The organism is Pantoea sp. X-Soil-ISGK-285, from assembly GCF_059730815.1.
In genome coordinates, this window is sequence record NZ_AP035939.1 from 293,722 (window position 1) to 309,124 (window position 15,403).

A 15,403-nucleotide genomic window follows, 5' to 3' on the forward strand; every position below is an offset into this window, starting at 1 on the left:
AATTTGGCATTTGGCTGTTTTTCAGATAAATAATTGATGAGTAACGGCGTGGGATTAACAGGCTAATAATGAGCAGAGATTCGGCGACCAACAACCTTGCGCCAACGCCATAACGGGCAGCAGTTTCACGTTAGCCATCCCTCTTATTCCGGGTAATGTCTGACTACCGTAAAACGTAATTCAGGAAAAGAGCCTGGACTCTTCCCTGAACTGCGTCTGATTAAGTTGAGTTTCCAACTTTTTGAGGCGGTTTTTTAGCCCCGCTGCAACCGCTGCAACGCCACATCAATCTGCACATCACCTTTGGTGAGTTCGATGATCTGATACTTAATTGCCGGATTTTCGATCAGGCCGACCAGTGTCCCCGCCACATCTTCGCGCGGGATCTCACCATACGGAATCGCCAGATCGGCATGAACCCGGCCGGTACCGGCTTCATCGGTCAGCGTACCCGGTCGCAGGATCACCCACTCCAGCTTACTCGCTACCAGCTCCGCATCCGCCAGACGCTTCACCCGCATGTAATTCTCAAATCCCTCTGAGGGAGTTTTACCGCGGCCCGCATCCGGGAAAGCGGAAACCAGCATAAAGCGTGATACCCCCGCCTGCTCTGCTGCGGCAACCGCCAGCTTCAGCCCTTCTCCGTCAATGGCATTGGTCAGCTCGATCCCGGCACCGCCCGCACCCGCCGTGAAGACAGCCACATCGTGACCGGTCATCAGATCTGCCAGTGCCGTCACGCTCAGCTGCTGAATATCGCCAGCCACCGGTTTAGCACCAGCGGCTTGCAGCGTCTCTGCCTGTTCCGGTTTGCGGTGCAGCGCCGTCACTGTATGGCCTTTACTGCTCAGCTGACGAGTCAGCTTTTGGCCCACTTTGCCCGCTGCGCCGATAATGAAACATGTCGCCATAGGATCCAATCCTCTATTTACTGATTGAGTGCCAGAGTATAGCTATCAGTCAGAAACAAAACAGGCGCCTGATGCGGCGCCTGCTGGGTTATTGCGGGATCACTTTTTCCGCTTTCAGCTTATCAAACAGCTGAATAAAGGAGTCGAGCGTGCTGCGATAGCCGGTGAAGCCCGCTTTGCGGCTCTTACTCATATCGGTAAAGGCTTCCATCGGACGTCCCAGGTCGGCATCGGTATGCCACCAGGAAGCCAGTCTGGTGACATCCGATTCACGCAACTGATGCTGCTCTGCAATCGCCTGCCATGCACTGGCGGCTTCCTGCATGCGATCTTCCAGCGGCATCATCTGCGCCGGGTATTCCGCTGCTTCAATGCCGAAATAGTCAGCCAGTTTTGGCCACATCCAGTTCCAGCGGAACACATCGCCGTTTACCGCATTGAAATCCTGATTAGCGGCATTGGGTGAGGTCGCTGCCCAGTGCAGTTGCTCAGCCAGCAAACCTGCATCGGTCATATCAGCCACACCGTTCCACTGCTCGGGTGAGCCAGGGAAGATAAACGGCCAGCCCTTCTCTTTACACAGCGTCGCGTAGACCGCCAGTGTCTGCCCCATATTCATCGCATTGCCCACGGCATAACCGATGATGGTGTGCGGGCGATGCACACTCCAGCGGTAGTCATACTTCTCTGCGCCAGCGAATACTTCATCTTCCTGCGCGTAGTAGAAGTTATCGACCGGCTGACGGCCCTGCTCTTCACGGAACGGCGTGACTGGCACAGCACCTTTGCCGTAAGCTTCAAACGGACCCAGGTAGTGCTTCAGCCCGGTCACCAGCGCCACGTGCGAACCCTGTAAGCGGTCGCCGAGTGCTTCAATCACATTCCGCACCATGCCGCCGTTAACGCGGATATTCTCTTTTTCATTTTCCTGACGCGCCCAGACGCTAAAGAACAGCGCATCCGGTTTCACTGTTTTCAGCGCGTCCCGGACGGCATCCGCATCGGTCAGATCGGCCGTCAGGCTGGTGACACCTTCAGGTACCGCGCCACGTCCGCGTGACAGACCGCTGACCTGCCAGCCTTCTTTCTGTAATTTATCTGCCAGTCCGCGACCAATAACGCCACTGATGCCCACAATCAAAGCATGCTTTTTCATTTGATTTCTCCTCGTTTTGCGTAATGCTAAGCCTAATAGAGAATTCAGTTCTTATCTCTGGCATTTATTCACAGCATTCTCAACCTGAGTTCATTAATCGATGCACGATCATCGCCTCAAAGATATTCTGCCGTTTGTTGCCAGCGTAGAGTGTGGCAGTTTTACCGCCGCTGCAGAGCGTCTGCACGTGACCGGGTCGGCGATCAGTAAAAGCGTCAGCCGCCTGGAGACGCGATTAGGTTCGCGACTGCTGGAGCGCACCACACGGAGCCTGCACCTCACCGACGCGGGCAGCGCCTATTACCAGACCTGCCTGCGTATTCTGGAGGATCTGGCCGAAGCCGAAGCGGTGCTGGCGGCACAGCGAACGATTCCTTCCGGTCGCCTGCGCCTGGCGGTGCCCACCACCTATGGCCGCCTCAATGTGATGCCGCTGCTGATGCCCTTTTGTCAGCAACACCCGGAACTGGCTCTGAGCCTGAGTTTCTCTGACCGCTTTGTTGACCTGTTTGAAGAGGGCGTGGATGTGGCGGTACGGATCGGCGGCGCGCCCGACCTGCCTGCTTCGCTGGGCTGGCGTAATATGGGCCGCGAGCAGATGCAGTTCTGTGCCTCACCCGCTTATCTGGCACGTGAAGGACGACCTGAAGATGAGGCGGCGCTGCTGAACCACCGCGCCATCCTTTATGAGCGTGTAGATGGCAGCACCAAACCCTGGCTGTTCACCACCGAAGATGGTCAGCCGCACTGGCGCGAGGTGCCGTACCGGCTGGCACTGGGCGACGTTGATGCCCAGCTGCAGGCTGTCATCGCCGGGCTGGGCGTGGCACAAATGCCCTCGTGGCTGATTCAGCATGCCGTGAAACAGGTCGACCTGGAGATAATTTTGCCGCAGTTGCAGCCCGAGGGGCTGACGCTGAGCGTGGTGTGGCCACGCCGTAAACAGTTCCTGCCTAAGGTCGATGCACTGTTATCGGCGCTCACCGCGCTGGAAATCCGCTAACCCGCCCTGCTATCTGTTTATCGCGGTTGGGATGTTTCATCCTGACTGCGATCATTTAATCTTTCTACACGCTGATTTCCCCCTGTTCTGCCCTGCCTGAACCGCCGGTAGCTTATCGATCCCCCCTATAACCCGCTTAAATTTAATGTTTTTATTTTCGCCCTGATGGAATCCCATCAAAATAAAAATGGCGGAAGGGTTGAGCTCACATAATGAAAACTAAGTTTCAAATATAATTTAACCCGAAATAAAAATATCAGTAGGGTGATGTCTTCTTCATGTTCTGACGTTTTGTCTTTGCCGTTATTACCAGGAGTATTCATGGAAAAAGAACTTTATATCTCGTCGAACCCGGCATCCGGTCCAAATAGCACCACCCGCACCGAGCCTTTTGTGAAGATTATTGCGCTGGTCGCCACCCTGGGTGGATTGCTGTTTGGTTATGACACCGGTGTAGTCTCAGGCGCATTACTGTTTATGCGCGGCGATTTGCATCTCACCCCATTTACTACCGGGCTGGTCACCAGCTCCCTGCTGTTTGGTGCAGCCTTCGGCGCGCTGGCAGCCGGTCATCTGGCGGATGGCCTCGGCAGACGACGCATTATCATTGCGCTGGCGCTTATCTTCGCTTTTGGCGCTGTCGGCTCGGCGCTGGCGCCTGATGTCACCTGGATGATCGCTTCTCGCCTGTTCCTGGGCTTTGCCGTGGGGGGTGCTGCCGCGACCGTGCCGGTCTACATCGCAGAAATCGCCCCCGCCAACAAACGTGGCCAACTGGTCACACTACAGGAGCTGATGATCGTCAGCGGTCAGCTGCTGGCGTACATCTCCAACGCCACCTTTAACGATATCTGGGGCGGCGAAAATACCTGGCGCTGGATGCTGGCGCTGTCGATTGTCCCTGCTGTTCTGCTCTGGATCGGCATGATTTTTATGCCTGAAACCCCGCGCTGGCACGTAATGAAAGGCCGCAGTCAGGCAGCGCGCGAGGTCCTGGAAAAAACCCGTGCCGCCGAAGATGTCGAGTGGGAGCTGGAAGAGATTGAGGAAACCATTGAAGAGAACCGTCAGCGTGGCAAAGGCCGCCTGCGCGATCTCGCCACACCCTGGCTGATGAAAATCTTCCTGCTGGGCGTGGGTATTGCCGCCATCCAGCAGCTGACCGGGGTGAATACCATTATGTATTACGCCCCCACCATGCTGACCGCCGCCGGACTGAGCAACGATGCCGCGCTGTTCGCCACCATCGCCAATGGCGTGATCTCCGTGGTGATGACGCTGGCGGGTATCTGGCTAATCGGCAAAGTGGGACGCCGTCCGCTGGTGTTAATCGGACAGATGGGCTGCACCTGCTGCCTGTTCTTTATCGGGCTGGTCTGCTGGTTGATGCCGGAATACCTCAACGGCACGGTCAACCTGCTGCGGGCTTATCTGGTGCTGGCGGGAATGCTGATGTTTCTCTGCTTCCAGCAGGGCGCATTGTCACCCGTTACCTGGCTGCTGCTGTCGGAAATCTTCCCCGCCCGGATGCGTGGCATCTGTATGGGTGGCGCTGTCTTCTCACTGTGGATCGCCAATTTCGCCATCTCCATGGCCTTCCCGCTGTTATTAGCCGCATTTGGTCTGGCCGGAGCCTTCTTTATATTCGCGGCTATCGGCATCGGCGGTTCTGTTTTTGTTGTGAAGTTTATTCCCGAGACCCGGGGAAGAAGTCTTGAGCAGGTCGAGCACTATTTCTATGCGCTTTATAACGGCAACGGCAAAAAATAGTGCCTGAAACGTCCGTATTGAATAACTCACGGCCCGTGTCATTACGCTGACTACCCGATTGCTATTAACACTGTACCCCCTACATTCAAGGAAATTGTTATGAGCCTGAATATTCCCAACGCGCGCTTTTGCATCAACCGTAAAATTGCGCCCAGCCTCACCCTTCCGCAGTTTTTTAAACTGGTCAGCCAGCTCGGTATCCATAATGTCGAACTGCGTAATGATATGCCCAGTGGCCGCGTCACCGACGATCTCACCGGCGACAAGGTAAAAGCTCTGGCGCGTGAGTCAGGCATCCGGATTGTGACCATCAATGCGCTCTATCCCTTTAATCAGCTGAATGAAGAGGTGCTGCAACGCACCCGCCAGCTGTTAAGTGATGCGCAGGCGGTCGGCGCTGAATCGCTGGTGCTCTGCCCGCTTAATGACGGCACGCCGATCAGCGCTGCCGACACTGTCACTGCGCTGAAAACCCTGGCCCCGCTGTTCGCTGAGGCAGGTATTCAGGGGCTGGTGGAGCCGCTGGGCTTTCCGCAAAGCTCGCTGCGTTCGGCTACTCAGGCTCAGACGCTGATCCATGAAGCGGGTGTGCCATTCAGATTGCTGATCGATACCTTCCATCATCATCTGTTTGAAGATGCGGAACAGACTTTCGAACAGGAGATCGATATTCAGCAGATCGGTCTGGTTCACCTTTCCGGCGTCACCGACCCGCGCCCGGTTAATCAGCTAACCGACGAAGAGCGCATCATGCTCAGCGCGGAAGACCGCTTGCGCAGTAAGCAGCAGGTCGAGCGACTGGAGAAGATGGGTTACACCGGCCTTTACGCCTTTGAGCCGTTCTCCTCAGTGATGAACAGCTGGCAGGAAGCGGACATTGCCCGCGAAATCCGCGACAGCATCCAGCTGTTAAACCACTCAGCTTAAGGAATTATCATGACTATTAATATTGGCGTCATCGGCACCGGCGCAATCGGTCGCGAACACATCCGCCGTTGCAGCACCGTGTTACAGAATGCGCGCGTGGTGGCGCTTAACGATATCAACCGTGAAAACTGCCAGCAAATCGTTAACGAGCTGACGCCGGAAGCGCGCATTTATGACAATGCTATCGATCTGATTAACGATCCGCAGGTCAATGCGGTGCTGGTCACCTCCTGGGGCCCGACGCATGAAGCCTTTGTGCTGGCCTGCATTGAGGCGGGTAAAGCGGTGTTCTGCGAAAAACCGCTGGCGGTCACCGCACAGGGCTGCATGAACATTGTGGAAGCAGAAATTAAGGCAGGACGTCAGCTGGTGCAGGTCGGGTTTATGCGCCCTTATGACAGCGGCTATCGCGCACTAAAAGCGGTGATCGACAGCGGCGAAATTGGCGAGCCTTTGATGCTGCACTGCGCACACCGTAACCCGGAAGTGGGCGACAGCTACACCACCGACATGGCGATCACCGATACGCTGATCCACGAACTCGATGTGCTGCGCTGGCTGCTGGATGATGATTATGCCAGCGTGCAGGTGATCTTCCCGCGTAAAACCCGTAAGGCGTCGTCACATCTGCGCGATCCGCAAATCGTGCTGCTTGAGACCACCAAAGGGGCGCGCATTGATGTCGAAATCTTCGTGAACTGTGAATATGGTTACGATATTCAGTGTGAAGTGGTGGGTGAAAGCGGCATTGCTCGTCTGCCGGAGCCGGTCTCTGTGCAGCTTCGCAGCGCGGCTAAGCTCTCCACCACCATTCTGACTGACTGGAAAAAGCGCTTTATCGATGCGTATGACGTGGAGTTACAGGCATTTATCAACAACGTCATCAGCGGTGAGATGACCGGTCCCTCCGCCTGGGATGGTTACGCCGCCGCGGTGGCCGCTGATGCCTGCGTCGCGGCCCAGACTTCCGGTGAGATTGTGCCGGTCAGTATGCCAGCAAGACCGGCATTTTATCGCTGATAGCAACACTGCACGGCGGGTTCCGCCGTGCATTTCCCCCTCCGTTTCATCTTTTCCAGCGGCTCTTCACGCATCATCGGTAACCGGATAAAGCCGCCAGGCAGGACATTGAGTTATACCGGCCTGAGCGCGCCGCACTGCCCACTGTTAACTCATTATCACGGCGCAGTAATCACAATGGCCACACGCCGATTTTGCGCGCGTCCCTGCGCGCTATTGTTGCTGGTAACGGGTGCACTCATGCCTAATCCACGTGTGATAATATTTTCGCGCGGTATAGCAGCCCCTTCCGCCCACTGTGCCGCGACTGCGTTAGCTCTTTTTAGCGACAGCTGTTGGTTATAATCTGGTTTGCCGTAATTATCGGTGTGCCCGTCAATTCGCACATGCTTAATACCGGTCGACGCCAGGTTTTTTGCCATCCCCTGAATATTTCTTTTGCTGGAGGGTGTAAGTTCTGATTCGTTTACACCAAACAGGATCTTATCTGATAAGCCCAATCCCCAGCCTTCCCTATTTTGAGTGAATCCCGCACGCTGCATCGCTGCGATCTGCGCCTCATTAAAACGTTCTTTAGACTGACAACCGACCAGCGCCAAAATAAGCAGCATCAGGGAAATATTTTTTTTCATCTTTAAGCCTTATTTGTTCGCTTATTTTTGTACATATTCATGTCAGCGCGTTCGAGAATAGACTCAACCGTATCGCCGTGTTGTGACCAGGCGTAGCCAATGGTAACCGAGGTATTTATTGGCGTACCTTCTGCAAGAATGATTTTTTCCATGATGAGGTCATGGATGTCCTGCATGAGTTGCTGTAATTGCTCCTCACTGACCTGACTACTTACCAGCATGGCAAATTCATCCCCACCTAACCGGGCGACTAAATCCTGTTCAGATGCCAGTGATAACAGGCGCGCTGCTATCGCTTTTAATACCTCATCCCCGGCCGCATGGCCCCAGTTATCATTGATACTTTTAAAGCGATCGCCATCAAGAAACAGTAAGGCAAAACGCTCCTCAGCATATTGCTGGTCGAGAAGCCGGGAAAGGTGAGCAGCAAAGGCGCTGCGGTTTGCAAGACCGGTTAACGGGTCCTCCAGCGCTTTGGCTGCCAGCGAGCGATTATCCCGCATAAGCGAAGCCTTTAGCGATTGCATTTCCCTCAGCAACGAATTCAGGTCATCTGAAAATAGCTGAAACTCACTCGTCGTGCTCTCCGGTATACGCAAGGAAAAATCACCGGAATGAATCACATAGTGAATCGAGCTGGTAATGTTGCGCAGTGTAGCGAGCATACCCCGATGCAGAAATTCACTCAGCAAAAGGGAGATAATCAGTACACATAGCATACCGCTGGTCAGAATCATGAAGGAGTATCGAATGAAACTCACCGCGCCGGTCACGGTGCCTTCCAGCGTTAATGTACCGACAGCAACGTCAGAGTGAATGATACTGACGTTAAGCGGTTTAAGATAAATCCACTCACGTAATAACCGCGAATACCAGCCCGTCTGCTCCTGCTGAGCATGCCAGTTGACCAGAACAATTTGATCTTTAGTGACCAGTTTCGCAGACGCGTACATCCCTTCATTGCCGAGCCGTGCAATTTTATTGTGCGCATCGTAACTGTCGGAAAAAACGGTCGCAGCGGTTAGCGTGGTGCTGAGGGTTGCGCCGATTAATTCAAGGTTTCGCTTCTCGTAATTTTTAATAAATAGCAGCGACGTCGAGGAGAGCAACAGCCAGCACAACAGTAATATCACCGCAGCGTTGATGGTGCTTATTTTTCGCAGTTTATTGCGTATCGATGATTTGTCATTTCTTATTTTATCGAATTTCATTTTATTCGCTTCTCTCGCGGGACAGCAAAAGCACGTCCGGACTCACCCTGACACCGCTTCTGGCAAGCGAATCAAGGTTAACGGAAAAAAGCGTGTGGCCCGGATGAAAAATCAGGCAAAACGCGGCGCCCCGCGTGCAATCCGCATTGTTCTCCGCGAGGGTAAGGACGGCTCTGCCCTTAAACTGCTGAATCAGGTCCACCTGCTGTTGTGACGTTTGATCGCCGAAATAGACGGCGTCGCATCTGTGCGACGGCAGGTCGCCTGCGCTGGCAAGATAAACAACGGTGAATGTGGCTGCCGCAGAGGAGGCATTGTCCGGCAAGGAGAGATGCCGGGCTGAAGAAAAAATACATAATTGAGGCGGTTGTTTTAAGCCCGTCCACTGGGTGAAGCTGATAATACCACTGACGATATCATTGGCTTTGCCATCTTTTATTTCGGCACTGGCAATATGAGGAATAAGCAGCAGCAAAATAAGTCCCGTATAAACGAGTTTGCAGATGTGGCGTATGAAAAGCAGCACATCGACGTCATGATGAATTTGATATTTATCGATCATACTGCGTTCCCAAAAATTCTACGCATGGCAGGACGCTTTAATAAGCGCGGAAATATTAGCATAGCGGTGATTAAATTTGTACTTCTGGTTTGGTTTGCCACATACCCTGTTGTTGTACTTTTATCTGGCGTAAGAATCACTGTGCTATCAGTCAAAATAAGGTTTTAAAATTTCTTCGGTCCAGTGCATAAAGGCTCTGACACGCCGCGACAGATTTCGTCGGTGCGCGACAACAAAAGAGGCACTGAGCGGCTCAGGACACAGATCGGTAAGGACTTCAACCAGCGCACCGCGCTCAATATAGGGCGCCAGCGTGGAGTAACCGCCCTGAATCAAGCCCAGCCCGGCCAGTCCCGCCTCATGATAGGCCGGTACGCTATTTACCCTTATGGCGCCGGGTAACATCAGCAATTGATAGCCGTCATCCGCCGGATACTCCCAGCCATCTGGCTTCGAACCAAAGCTCCGCTGGTAATGGACCATCTGGTGTCCCTGACTGAGAAGGTCATCAATCGTCTGCGGTATCCCAAAGCGCGCCAGATAGCTGGGACTGGCGGCATTAATCATGCGTAGTTTCCCCAGCGGGCGAGCAATAAGCGTGTCATCAACGATTGGCCCCAGACGAATAACACAATCAAACCCTTCATGAACTAAATCGACGCGCCGATCGGTACTTGAAAGCTCGATCTCCAGTTCAGGGTGTGCCTCCAGCAACTGAGGCAGCGCGGGGATCACCACGCCTTGTGCCAGCACGGCTGGCATATCAACGCGTATTCTTCCCCGCAGTGACATCCCCTCGTGAGAGAACATGGACTGTAACTCTTCGGCTTCCGATAGCAGATCGCGTGCGCGTGAATAAAAAGCCCGTCCATCTTCCGTTAATTGCACTGTTCGCGTGGTGCGATGCAGAAGCGTCGCGCCTGTCTCCCTTTCGAGTTCGCGCACCACTAATGAGGCGCGTCCTTTCTGAATACCCAGGCTTTCAGCTGCCTGAGTAAAACTCTTCATTTCCGCCACGCGTGCAAAAATAATCAGCGCCTCAAGGTTTTTCATTGTTCCCCTTAGGAGTAACAGTGCGTTAATTCTTACGTTATTTATCACCATATTAATGGGTAATAGACTGCTTTCACACCGCGGATATTGCAGAACGCGATCTGAACGTTATGACGGGGAATCGTCTCTCTGAAGGCTTAACGCCGTTGCGAACTGCCATGCAGGTTTATGTACATAAGCACCGGCTCAGATCACTGCCGATTCCGCGGCAAACATGGCTCAGAGTACCGGGAAGCACTCAGTGAAAAGGTGGTTACTCACCACTCAATCCGTTGACCCGAAGGAAGAGTTGAAAGCTTAACCCCCATTCCGGGTTTGGTGCACGCCAGTCGCGCTGCCTTACGCTGGATTTTACCCCCTGTCAGGAAGGAAAAGAGAAATGAACAAAGGTTATTTAATCGCTCACGTGACCGTATCGGACCCTGTCGCATACGCTGACTATGCCAGAGCTGCAGGCGAAGCCATGCAGGCGTTTAATCCGAAGATCGTTGCCTGATCAGGGCAGTATGAAAATCTGGAGGGAGAGGCGCATGAACGGCATGTGGTATTTGAGTTCGAATCTTTTGCCGAAGCCAAAGGTTTTTATGAAAGCCCTGCGTATCAGGCTGCCAGGCTGTTGCGTGCAGGGGCTGCGCACGGGACGTTTGTGCTGGTTGAAGGGGCAAGCCTTTAAACACTTCACCGTCATGTGCCGATGCTGACTCCAGCGAACCAGGCTCCCGCAGGATGTCATCAGCATGCAAAGTGGTGCCTGAATTAACCGGAGAACGCGGCGTTTAATGTTCTGTGAATTGATGCTATGCCGGTAAGGTAACGTGCAACAGGCAAGGGGGTGGCTGTGTCTGACTTTATGACTTCCGCAGATCGCTTCCATCCTCTTCTGCTTTCATTAAAGCAGCACGGATGAGGTTTTTCTTACAGACGCTCACTTTCGGGGCAGGCGCAGGCCAAAGATATTGTGCCCGTTCTCATGCCGGTAGTAAGCACTTCCGCCATGTAAAGCGGCGATGGCGCGTACCAGCGACAGTCCCAGCCCGGTTCCGACCGTATGACGGACGTTATCGCCCCGCCAGAAGCGTTCAAATAATTTTTCAGGCTCCTCCAGCGCTTCGCCCGCGTTCAACACCTCAATCTCAACGTAGTCAGCGTGATGACAGGTACTGACCTGAATCGTGTCTTTTTCTGGCGAATAACGAATGGCATTGATCAACAGATTACTCATCGCACGCTGGAACAGCATTTTATCCGCGGTGAGGCTGCCTTCGGCGCTCAGCTCAATGAGCTTCTCCTGCTCTTCCGCAACCGGTTCAAGAAAGTCGATCAGCACTTCCAGCGCGTCCTGCAGCAGGAAGTCCTGTTTATTGAGTCTGATATTGTGGTGCGTGGCGCGAGCCAGAAAGAGAATGTTTTCAGTGAGACGCGACAGACTCTCCAGCTCTTCAATGTTGCCTTCGAGCAGCGTCTGATATTCAGCGGCTGAGCGTTCATGACCCAGCGCGACCTGATTCTGGCCCAGTAACACATTAATGGGCGTGCGGATTTCGTGGGCCAGATCGTCGGCAAACTGGGTCAGACGGATAAAGTCCGTGGATAAGCGCTGACGCATAGCGTTAAGCGCATTGCCAATCGGTAGGAGCTCCTGCGGGATAGCCTGAAGCGGCACGGCCTGATTTAACCGGTCACTGGCCGTTTCTGCCACGATCTTACTTAACCGGCCGATCGCCCTTAGCCCTCTGCGAATCAACAGCGGACTGACTGCGGCGCACAGCAATATGGCCGCCAGTGAAACCAGAATGCTTTGCTGGCGATAACGCTCCAGCATCAGTGCTCGCTCCCGCGCGACCCGGGCAAGCGTAATGGTTACCGGCCCGAGCGAGGAGTTTGCCTGCAGGCTTAACGCCGACGCTTCCGTCTTGTCCGCATTGATCCAGCGGTGCAGCTGTTTCTCACTGGGTGGCGTACTGACCGGCGTGGGCGAGATCGCGGGCAACGTTATCCCGGTATGATTAATACTGACGTTTTGCTCATGCTGCGAGCGGATGCTGAGAATGTCCTGATGGATATCGACCATCCGATTGAAGTAGAGCGGCAGCGAGCTGGGATGGGCACCATCTTCAAGCAGTTGTCTTAACTGCGCCGCCCGATTAATCAGCGTTTGATCGTCCCGCCAGACCAGTTCACTGCGTAACGCTTTATACAGAATCAGGCTGATGCCGCCACAGGCCATCGCCATGATCAGCGTAAAAATTGCCGTCAGCCGCAGCGTCAGAGAAGGGCTAGTCACCCTCGCCTCCTTTTTCTGACAGGCAATATCCCATGCCCCTTACCGTAGTGATGAGCTTTTTAGGAAAGGGGTCGTCGACTTTACGGCGCAGGCGGCGGATAGCAACATCGACGATATTGGTTTCACTGTCGAAATTAACGCCCCATATTTCGCTGGCCAGCAGCGTCCGCGGCAGAATCTCACCGTGACGGCTGGCGAGCAGCCATAACAGCATGAACTCTTTGCGCGTCAGTGCAAGAGTGACACCGTCACGCAGAACCTGAAAGCGCGCTGAGTCCAGCACCAGATCGCCCACCCATAGTACGCTACTGTGCGGCTGCTGCTGCCGTAGCTGATTTCTTACCCGAGCAAGCAACTCCGCAAAAGAGAACGGCTTAACCAGGTAATCATTGGCCCCCAGTTCCAGCCCTTTCACCCGATCATCCACCGAGTCTCTGGCGGTCAGGCAAATCACCGGAATCTGACTAGCGGTACGCAGGGTTTTCAGCACCTGCCACCCATCCATCCCCGGCAGCATAATATCCAGTATCACCAGGCTGTAGGGATGTGACAGCCCCAGATGCAGGCCATCCCGGCCGTCTGCGGCGTAATCCACGATATAGCCCGCTTCTTCCAGCCCCTTACGCACCCAGGCGCTCGCCTTCTGGTTATCTTCGATCAGCAATAGTTTCATCGGCGCAGTTTGCCATGAAATTTATGACCGCCCCAGTGTTTCAGCGCCAGATGACAATATGGTCATCTTTCTGACAGGCAGAACGAACAACCGTACAGGTATAACTGCGGGGTGATTAACACCGGAGTATTAAAAAATGAAAAAGAGTCTCACTGCCCTGGCCCTCACCACGCTGCTTGCCGTTCCCACGGTCACCTTCGCGGCCAGTAAAAATCCGCTGAGCGTTCACGTGCTGAACCAGCAGACCGGGCTGCCGGCCTCAGAGGTTGAGGTAATGCTTGAGCAGAAACAGGGAGAAAGCTGGAAAGTACTGAATACCGCCAATACTAACCAGCAGGGTCGGATAGATGCCCTGTGGCCAGCAAAGCCCTTTGAGGCGGGAGACTATCGGGTGATTTTTAAAACCGGTCACTATTTTGCGGCACATCAACAGCAGAGTTTCTTCCCCGAAATCCCGGTGGAGTTCCATATCACCAATACCACGACCACCTATCACATTCCGTTGCTGCTGAGCCAGTACGGATATTCCACCTATCGCGGGAGCTGAAATAAATGAAACGTTTACTGCTGGCATTGATGCTGACTACCGGACCTGCCGTGGCGCTCGCTGCTGAGCCAGCCTCCGTCTATGACATGACGCAGGCGCTGAGTAATCAACTGGCAACGGAGGCCTTGTCCGCCTGCCATAATATGAATCGTCAAGGCGTAGTCGCCGTGGTGGATCGGGGTGGAAATCTGGTCACGCTGATGCGGGATGACAACGTGGGGCCGCACAACACTCAGGCGGCATGGCGTAAAGCGTTTACTGCGCTCTCCACCAAAACGCCAACCAGACAACTGACCATAAAGGCGCAATCCTCACCGGAAAGCGTCAACCTGAATACGGTTAATGAGCTATTGCTGCTTGGCGGCGGCGTGCCGGTGCAATATCGCGGCCAGTGGATCGGCGCTATCGGCATGGCGGGCACCGGCGGCGCGGAATCCGACGATCAATGTGGGACCGAAGCGATTAACAAAGTGCTGGGTAACAGCAAGCAACCGTAATCATGATGAACGCGCGGCGGGTATATTCCTGCCATACATGGGGAATAAACTGTTCCCCATGTTGTTTAGATAAGTCGCCGCCAGAACGGCTGCTTTGTGCCAGAAGCGGACATTGTATATTTGAATACTGCGATAAATTTTTGATAATTATGCATATGCATTAAAAAGACAATTATCGGAGTGGCCTGTTAACAGTTCTTATGCAGATTACGATAGCCTCCTGGCGTTCTTCCGGTATGACGTTTGAAGGCCAGAGAAAAAGAGGGAACAGATTTATATCCGGTTAATCTGGCTATCTCAGTAATACTTAAGTGATGCTTTCTGAGTTCAGCGCATGCCAGCTCCATTCGCCATGACGTCAGATAATTCCCGGGCGTTGAACCGGTAAGCTGATGAAACCTACTGGCGAACGCACTGCGGGACATAGCCGATTTTGCAGACAGACTTGCCAGCGTCCAGTCTGCAGATGGAGAAGAATGTATCAGTGTCAGTGCGGGTCCTATTTTCCTGTCACCGAGGGCATTCAGCCAGGATGTCCCTTTCTGATTAATCTCTAAGTATTCCCTCAGCATCTGCACCAGAACAAGTATTGCCATGCTACTGGCCACAATGTCGTGTCCGGGACGAAGCGCTGATGTTTCATGCGAAAGCAAAGTGATAAGGGCGGTGAGTGCAGGAGAAGAACTTTCCTCTCGTCGTGAAACCAGCACCTGAGGCAGATGTTTTAAAAGCAGCGGGCTGGAAGCCTCCTCAAATACGAATCTCCCCCCAATCCCCTCACTGATAAGTTCTCCCTGTCCGTAGCGGACCACACCATCCGCTTCACGGTGAGAAGAGAATATCTGCCGTCCGTCACTTACCATCAATGCCGGACTTGAGCCACAGCAGTAAGCGTCACCCGAAGTCAGAAGATAGAAGTCCCCTTTTTCAAGCAGCAGAGGCTGCATTCCGTCCATCCAAAGCCAGAATTTCCCCTCAAGCACAGTGCCGAACTTAATGTGTTTATAAGAGGGAAACCGCATTGCCCAGGGGCCACGTGCTTCCATACGGGCCGTAAGGATGGCCTCTGCCTTCAGAAGTGAAAGAATATCAGACAACGGATCCATAACTTCCTGGACGAATGAATAATAAAAAAGGGATTTCTATAATAAAAGAAA

The 15,403-nt window shown here is 53.7% G+C and carries 15 protein-coding genes and 1 pseudogene; 7 read left to right on the forward strand and 9 right to left on the reverse strand.

Annotated elements, in window-relative coordinates:
- Nucleotides 1–254 precede the first annotated feature (254 nt).
- Entirely contained in the window at nucleotides 255–911 is a 657-nt protein-coding gene (locus AC6I8B_RS20650; protein WP_191920320.1) for an SDR family oxidoreductase, read from the reverse strand.
- 88 nt (nucleotides 912–999) lie between these two features.
- Nucleotides 1,000–2,067 (reverse strand): SDR family oxidoreductase, encoded by a 1,068-nt coding sequence (locus AC6I8B_RS20655; protein ID WP_191920321.1) that lies wholly within the window; start codon nucleotides 2,065–2,067, stop codon nucleotides 1,000–1,002.
- Between the two features lie 100 nt (nucleotides 2,068–2,167).
- Between AC6I8B_RS20655 and AC6I8B_RS20660 the strand changes: the two genes are divergently transcribed.
- The 4 genes from AC6I8B_RS20660 to iolG all read left to right on the forward strand — a co-directional run bounded on the left by AC6I8B_RS20660 (nucleotide 2,168) and on the right by iolG (nucleotide 6,787).
- Nucleotides 2,168–3,070: a LysR family transcriptional regulator gene (locus AC6I8B_RS20660; RefSeq protein ID WP_497816511.1), complete on the forward strand. Its 903-nt coding sequence runs from the start codon at nucleotides 2,168–2,170 to the stop codon at nucleotides 3,068–3,070.
- Between the two features lie 321 nt (nucleotides 3,071–3,391).
- Complete coding sequence (locus AC6I8B_RS20665) at nucleotides 3,392–4,840, forward strand: sugar porter family MFS transporter (RefSeq protein WP_010670306.1); 1,449 nt, start codon at nucleotides 3,392–3,394, stop codon at nucleotides 4,838–4,840.
- Nucleotides 4,841–4,939: 99 nt separating this feature from the next.
- Nucleotides 4,940–5,767: a TIM barrel protein gene (locus AC6I8B_RS20670; protein WP_157353037.1), complete on the forward strand. Its 828-nt coding sequence runs from the start codon at nucleotides 4,940–4,942 to the stop codon at nucleotides 5,765–5,767.
- A gap of 9 nt (nucleotides 5,768–5,776) precedes the next feature.
- On the forward strand, nucleotides 5,777–6,787 hold the full coding sequence (iolG, locus tag AC6I8B_RS20675) for a bifunctional inositol 2-dehydrogenase/D-chiro-inositol 1-dehydrogenase (protein ID WP_010247281.1): 1,011 nt from the start codon (nucleotides 5,777–5,779) through the stop codon (nucleotides 6,785–6,787).
- Nucleotides 6,788–6,945: 158 nt separating this feature from the next.
- On the opposite strand, the gene yfiB is transcribed toward iolG, so the two are convergent.
- From yfiB to AC6I8B_RS20695, 4 genes are all read right to left on the reverse strand, one after another.
- Complete coding sequence (gene yfiB, locus AC6I8B_RS20680; RefSeq protein WP_061703441.1) at nucleotides 6,946–7,419, reverse strand: outer membrane lipoprotein YfiB; 474 nt, start codon at nucleotides 7,417–7,419, stop codon at nucleotides 6,946–6,948.
- Between the two features lie 2 nt (nucleotides 7,420–7,421).
- Entirely contained in the window at nucleotides 7,422–8,630 is a 1,209-nt protein-coding gene (dgcN, locus tag AC6I8B_RS20685) for a diguanylate cyclase DgcN/YfiN (protein WP_061703440.1), read from the reverse strand.
- A gap of 1 nt (nucleotide 8,631) precedes the next feature.
- Complete coding sequence (yfiR, locus tag AC6I8B_RS20690) at nucleotides 8,632–9,192, reverse strand: regulatory sequestration protein YfiR (protein ID WP_010670301.1); 561 nt, start codon at nucleotides 9,190–9,192, stop codon at nucleotides 8,632–8,634.
- A 147-nt stretch (nucleotides 9,193–9,339) separates the two neighbouring features.
- A complete protein-coding gene (locus AC6I8B_RS20695) occupies nucleotides 9,340–10,245 on the reverse strand; it encodes a LysR family transcriptional regulator (protein WP_050679387.1) in 906 nt (301 codons plus the stop codon).
- Between the two features lie 379 nt (nucleotides 10,246–10,624).
- Between AC6I8B_RS20695 and AC6I8B_RS20700 the strand changes: the two are divergent.
- Nucleotides 10,625–10,918: pseudogene (locus tag AC6I8B_RS20700) on the forward strand (DUF1330 domain-containing protein).
- Between the two features lie 252 nt (nucleotides 10,919–11,170).
- Here AC6I8B_RS20700 and AC6I8B_RS20705 read toward each other — a convergent pair.
- Nucleotides 11,171–12,529 carry a heavy metal sensor histidine kinase gene (locus tag AC6I8B_RS20705; RefSeq protein ID WP_340278745.1) on the reverse strand — a complete coding sequence of 453 codons (1,359 nt, stop codon included), beginning with the start codon at nucleotides 12,527–12,529 and terminating at the stop codon, nucleotides 11,171–11,173.
- Complete coding sequence (gene hprR, locus AC6I8B_RS20710) at nucleotides 12,522–13,202, reverse strand: response regulator transcription factor HprR (RefSeq protein ID WP_497816513.1); 681 nt, start codon at nucleotides 13,200–13,202, stop codon at nucleotides 12,522–12,524. The genes AC6I8B_RS20705 and hprR overlap by 8 nt, the downstream gene beginning before the upstream one ends.
- A gap of 136 nt (nucleotides 13,203–13,338) precedes the next feature.
- On the opposite strand from hprR, the gene uraH reads away from it, so the two are divergent.
- Nucleotides 13,339–13,749, forward strand: a complete 411-nt coding sequence (gene uraH / locus AC6I8B_RS20715; protein ID WP_052271596.1) for a hydroxyisourate hydrolase — start codon at nucleotides 13,339–13,341, stop codon at nucleotides 13,747–13,749.
- A 5-nt stretch (nucleotides 13,750–13,754) separates the two neighbouring features.
- Complete coding sequence (locus AC6I8B_RS20720; RefSeq protein ID WP_010247306.1) at nucleotides 13,755–14,246, forward strand: GlcG/HbpS family heme-binding protein; 492 nt, start codon at nucleotides 13,755–13,757, stop codon at nucleotides 14,244–14,246.
- A gap of 188 nt (nucleotides 14,247–14,434) precedes the next feature.
- On the opposite strand, the gene AC6I8B_RS20725 is transcribed toward AC6I8B_RS20720, so the two are convergent.
- Nucleotides 14,435–15,352, reverse strand: coding sequence for an AraC family transcriptional regulator (locus AC6I8B_RS20725; protein ID WP_010670295.1), 918 nt, complete (start codon nucleotides 15,350–15,352; stop codon nucleotides 14,435–14,437).
- Nucleotides 15,353–15,403 lie beyond the last annotated feature (51 nt).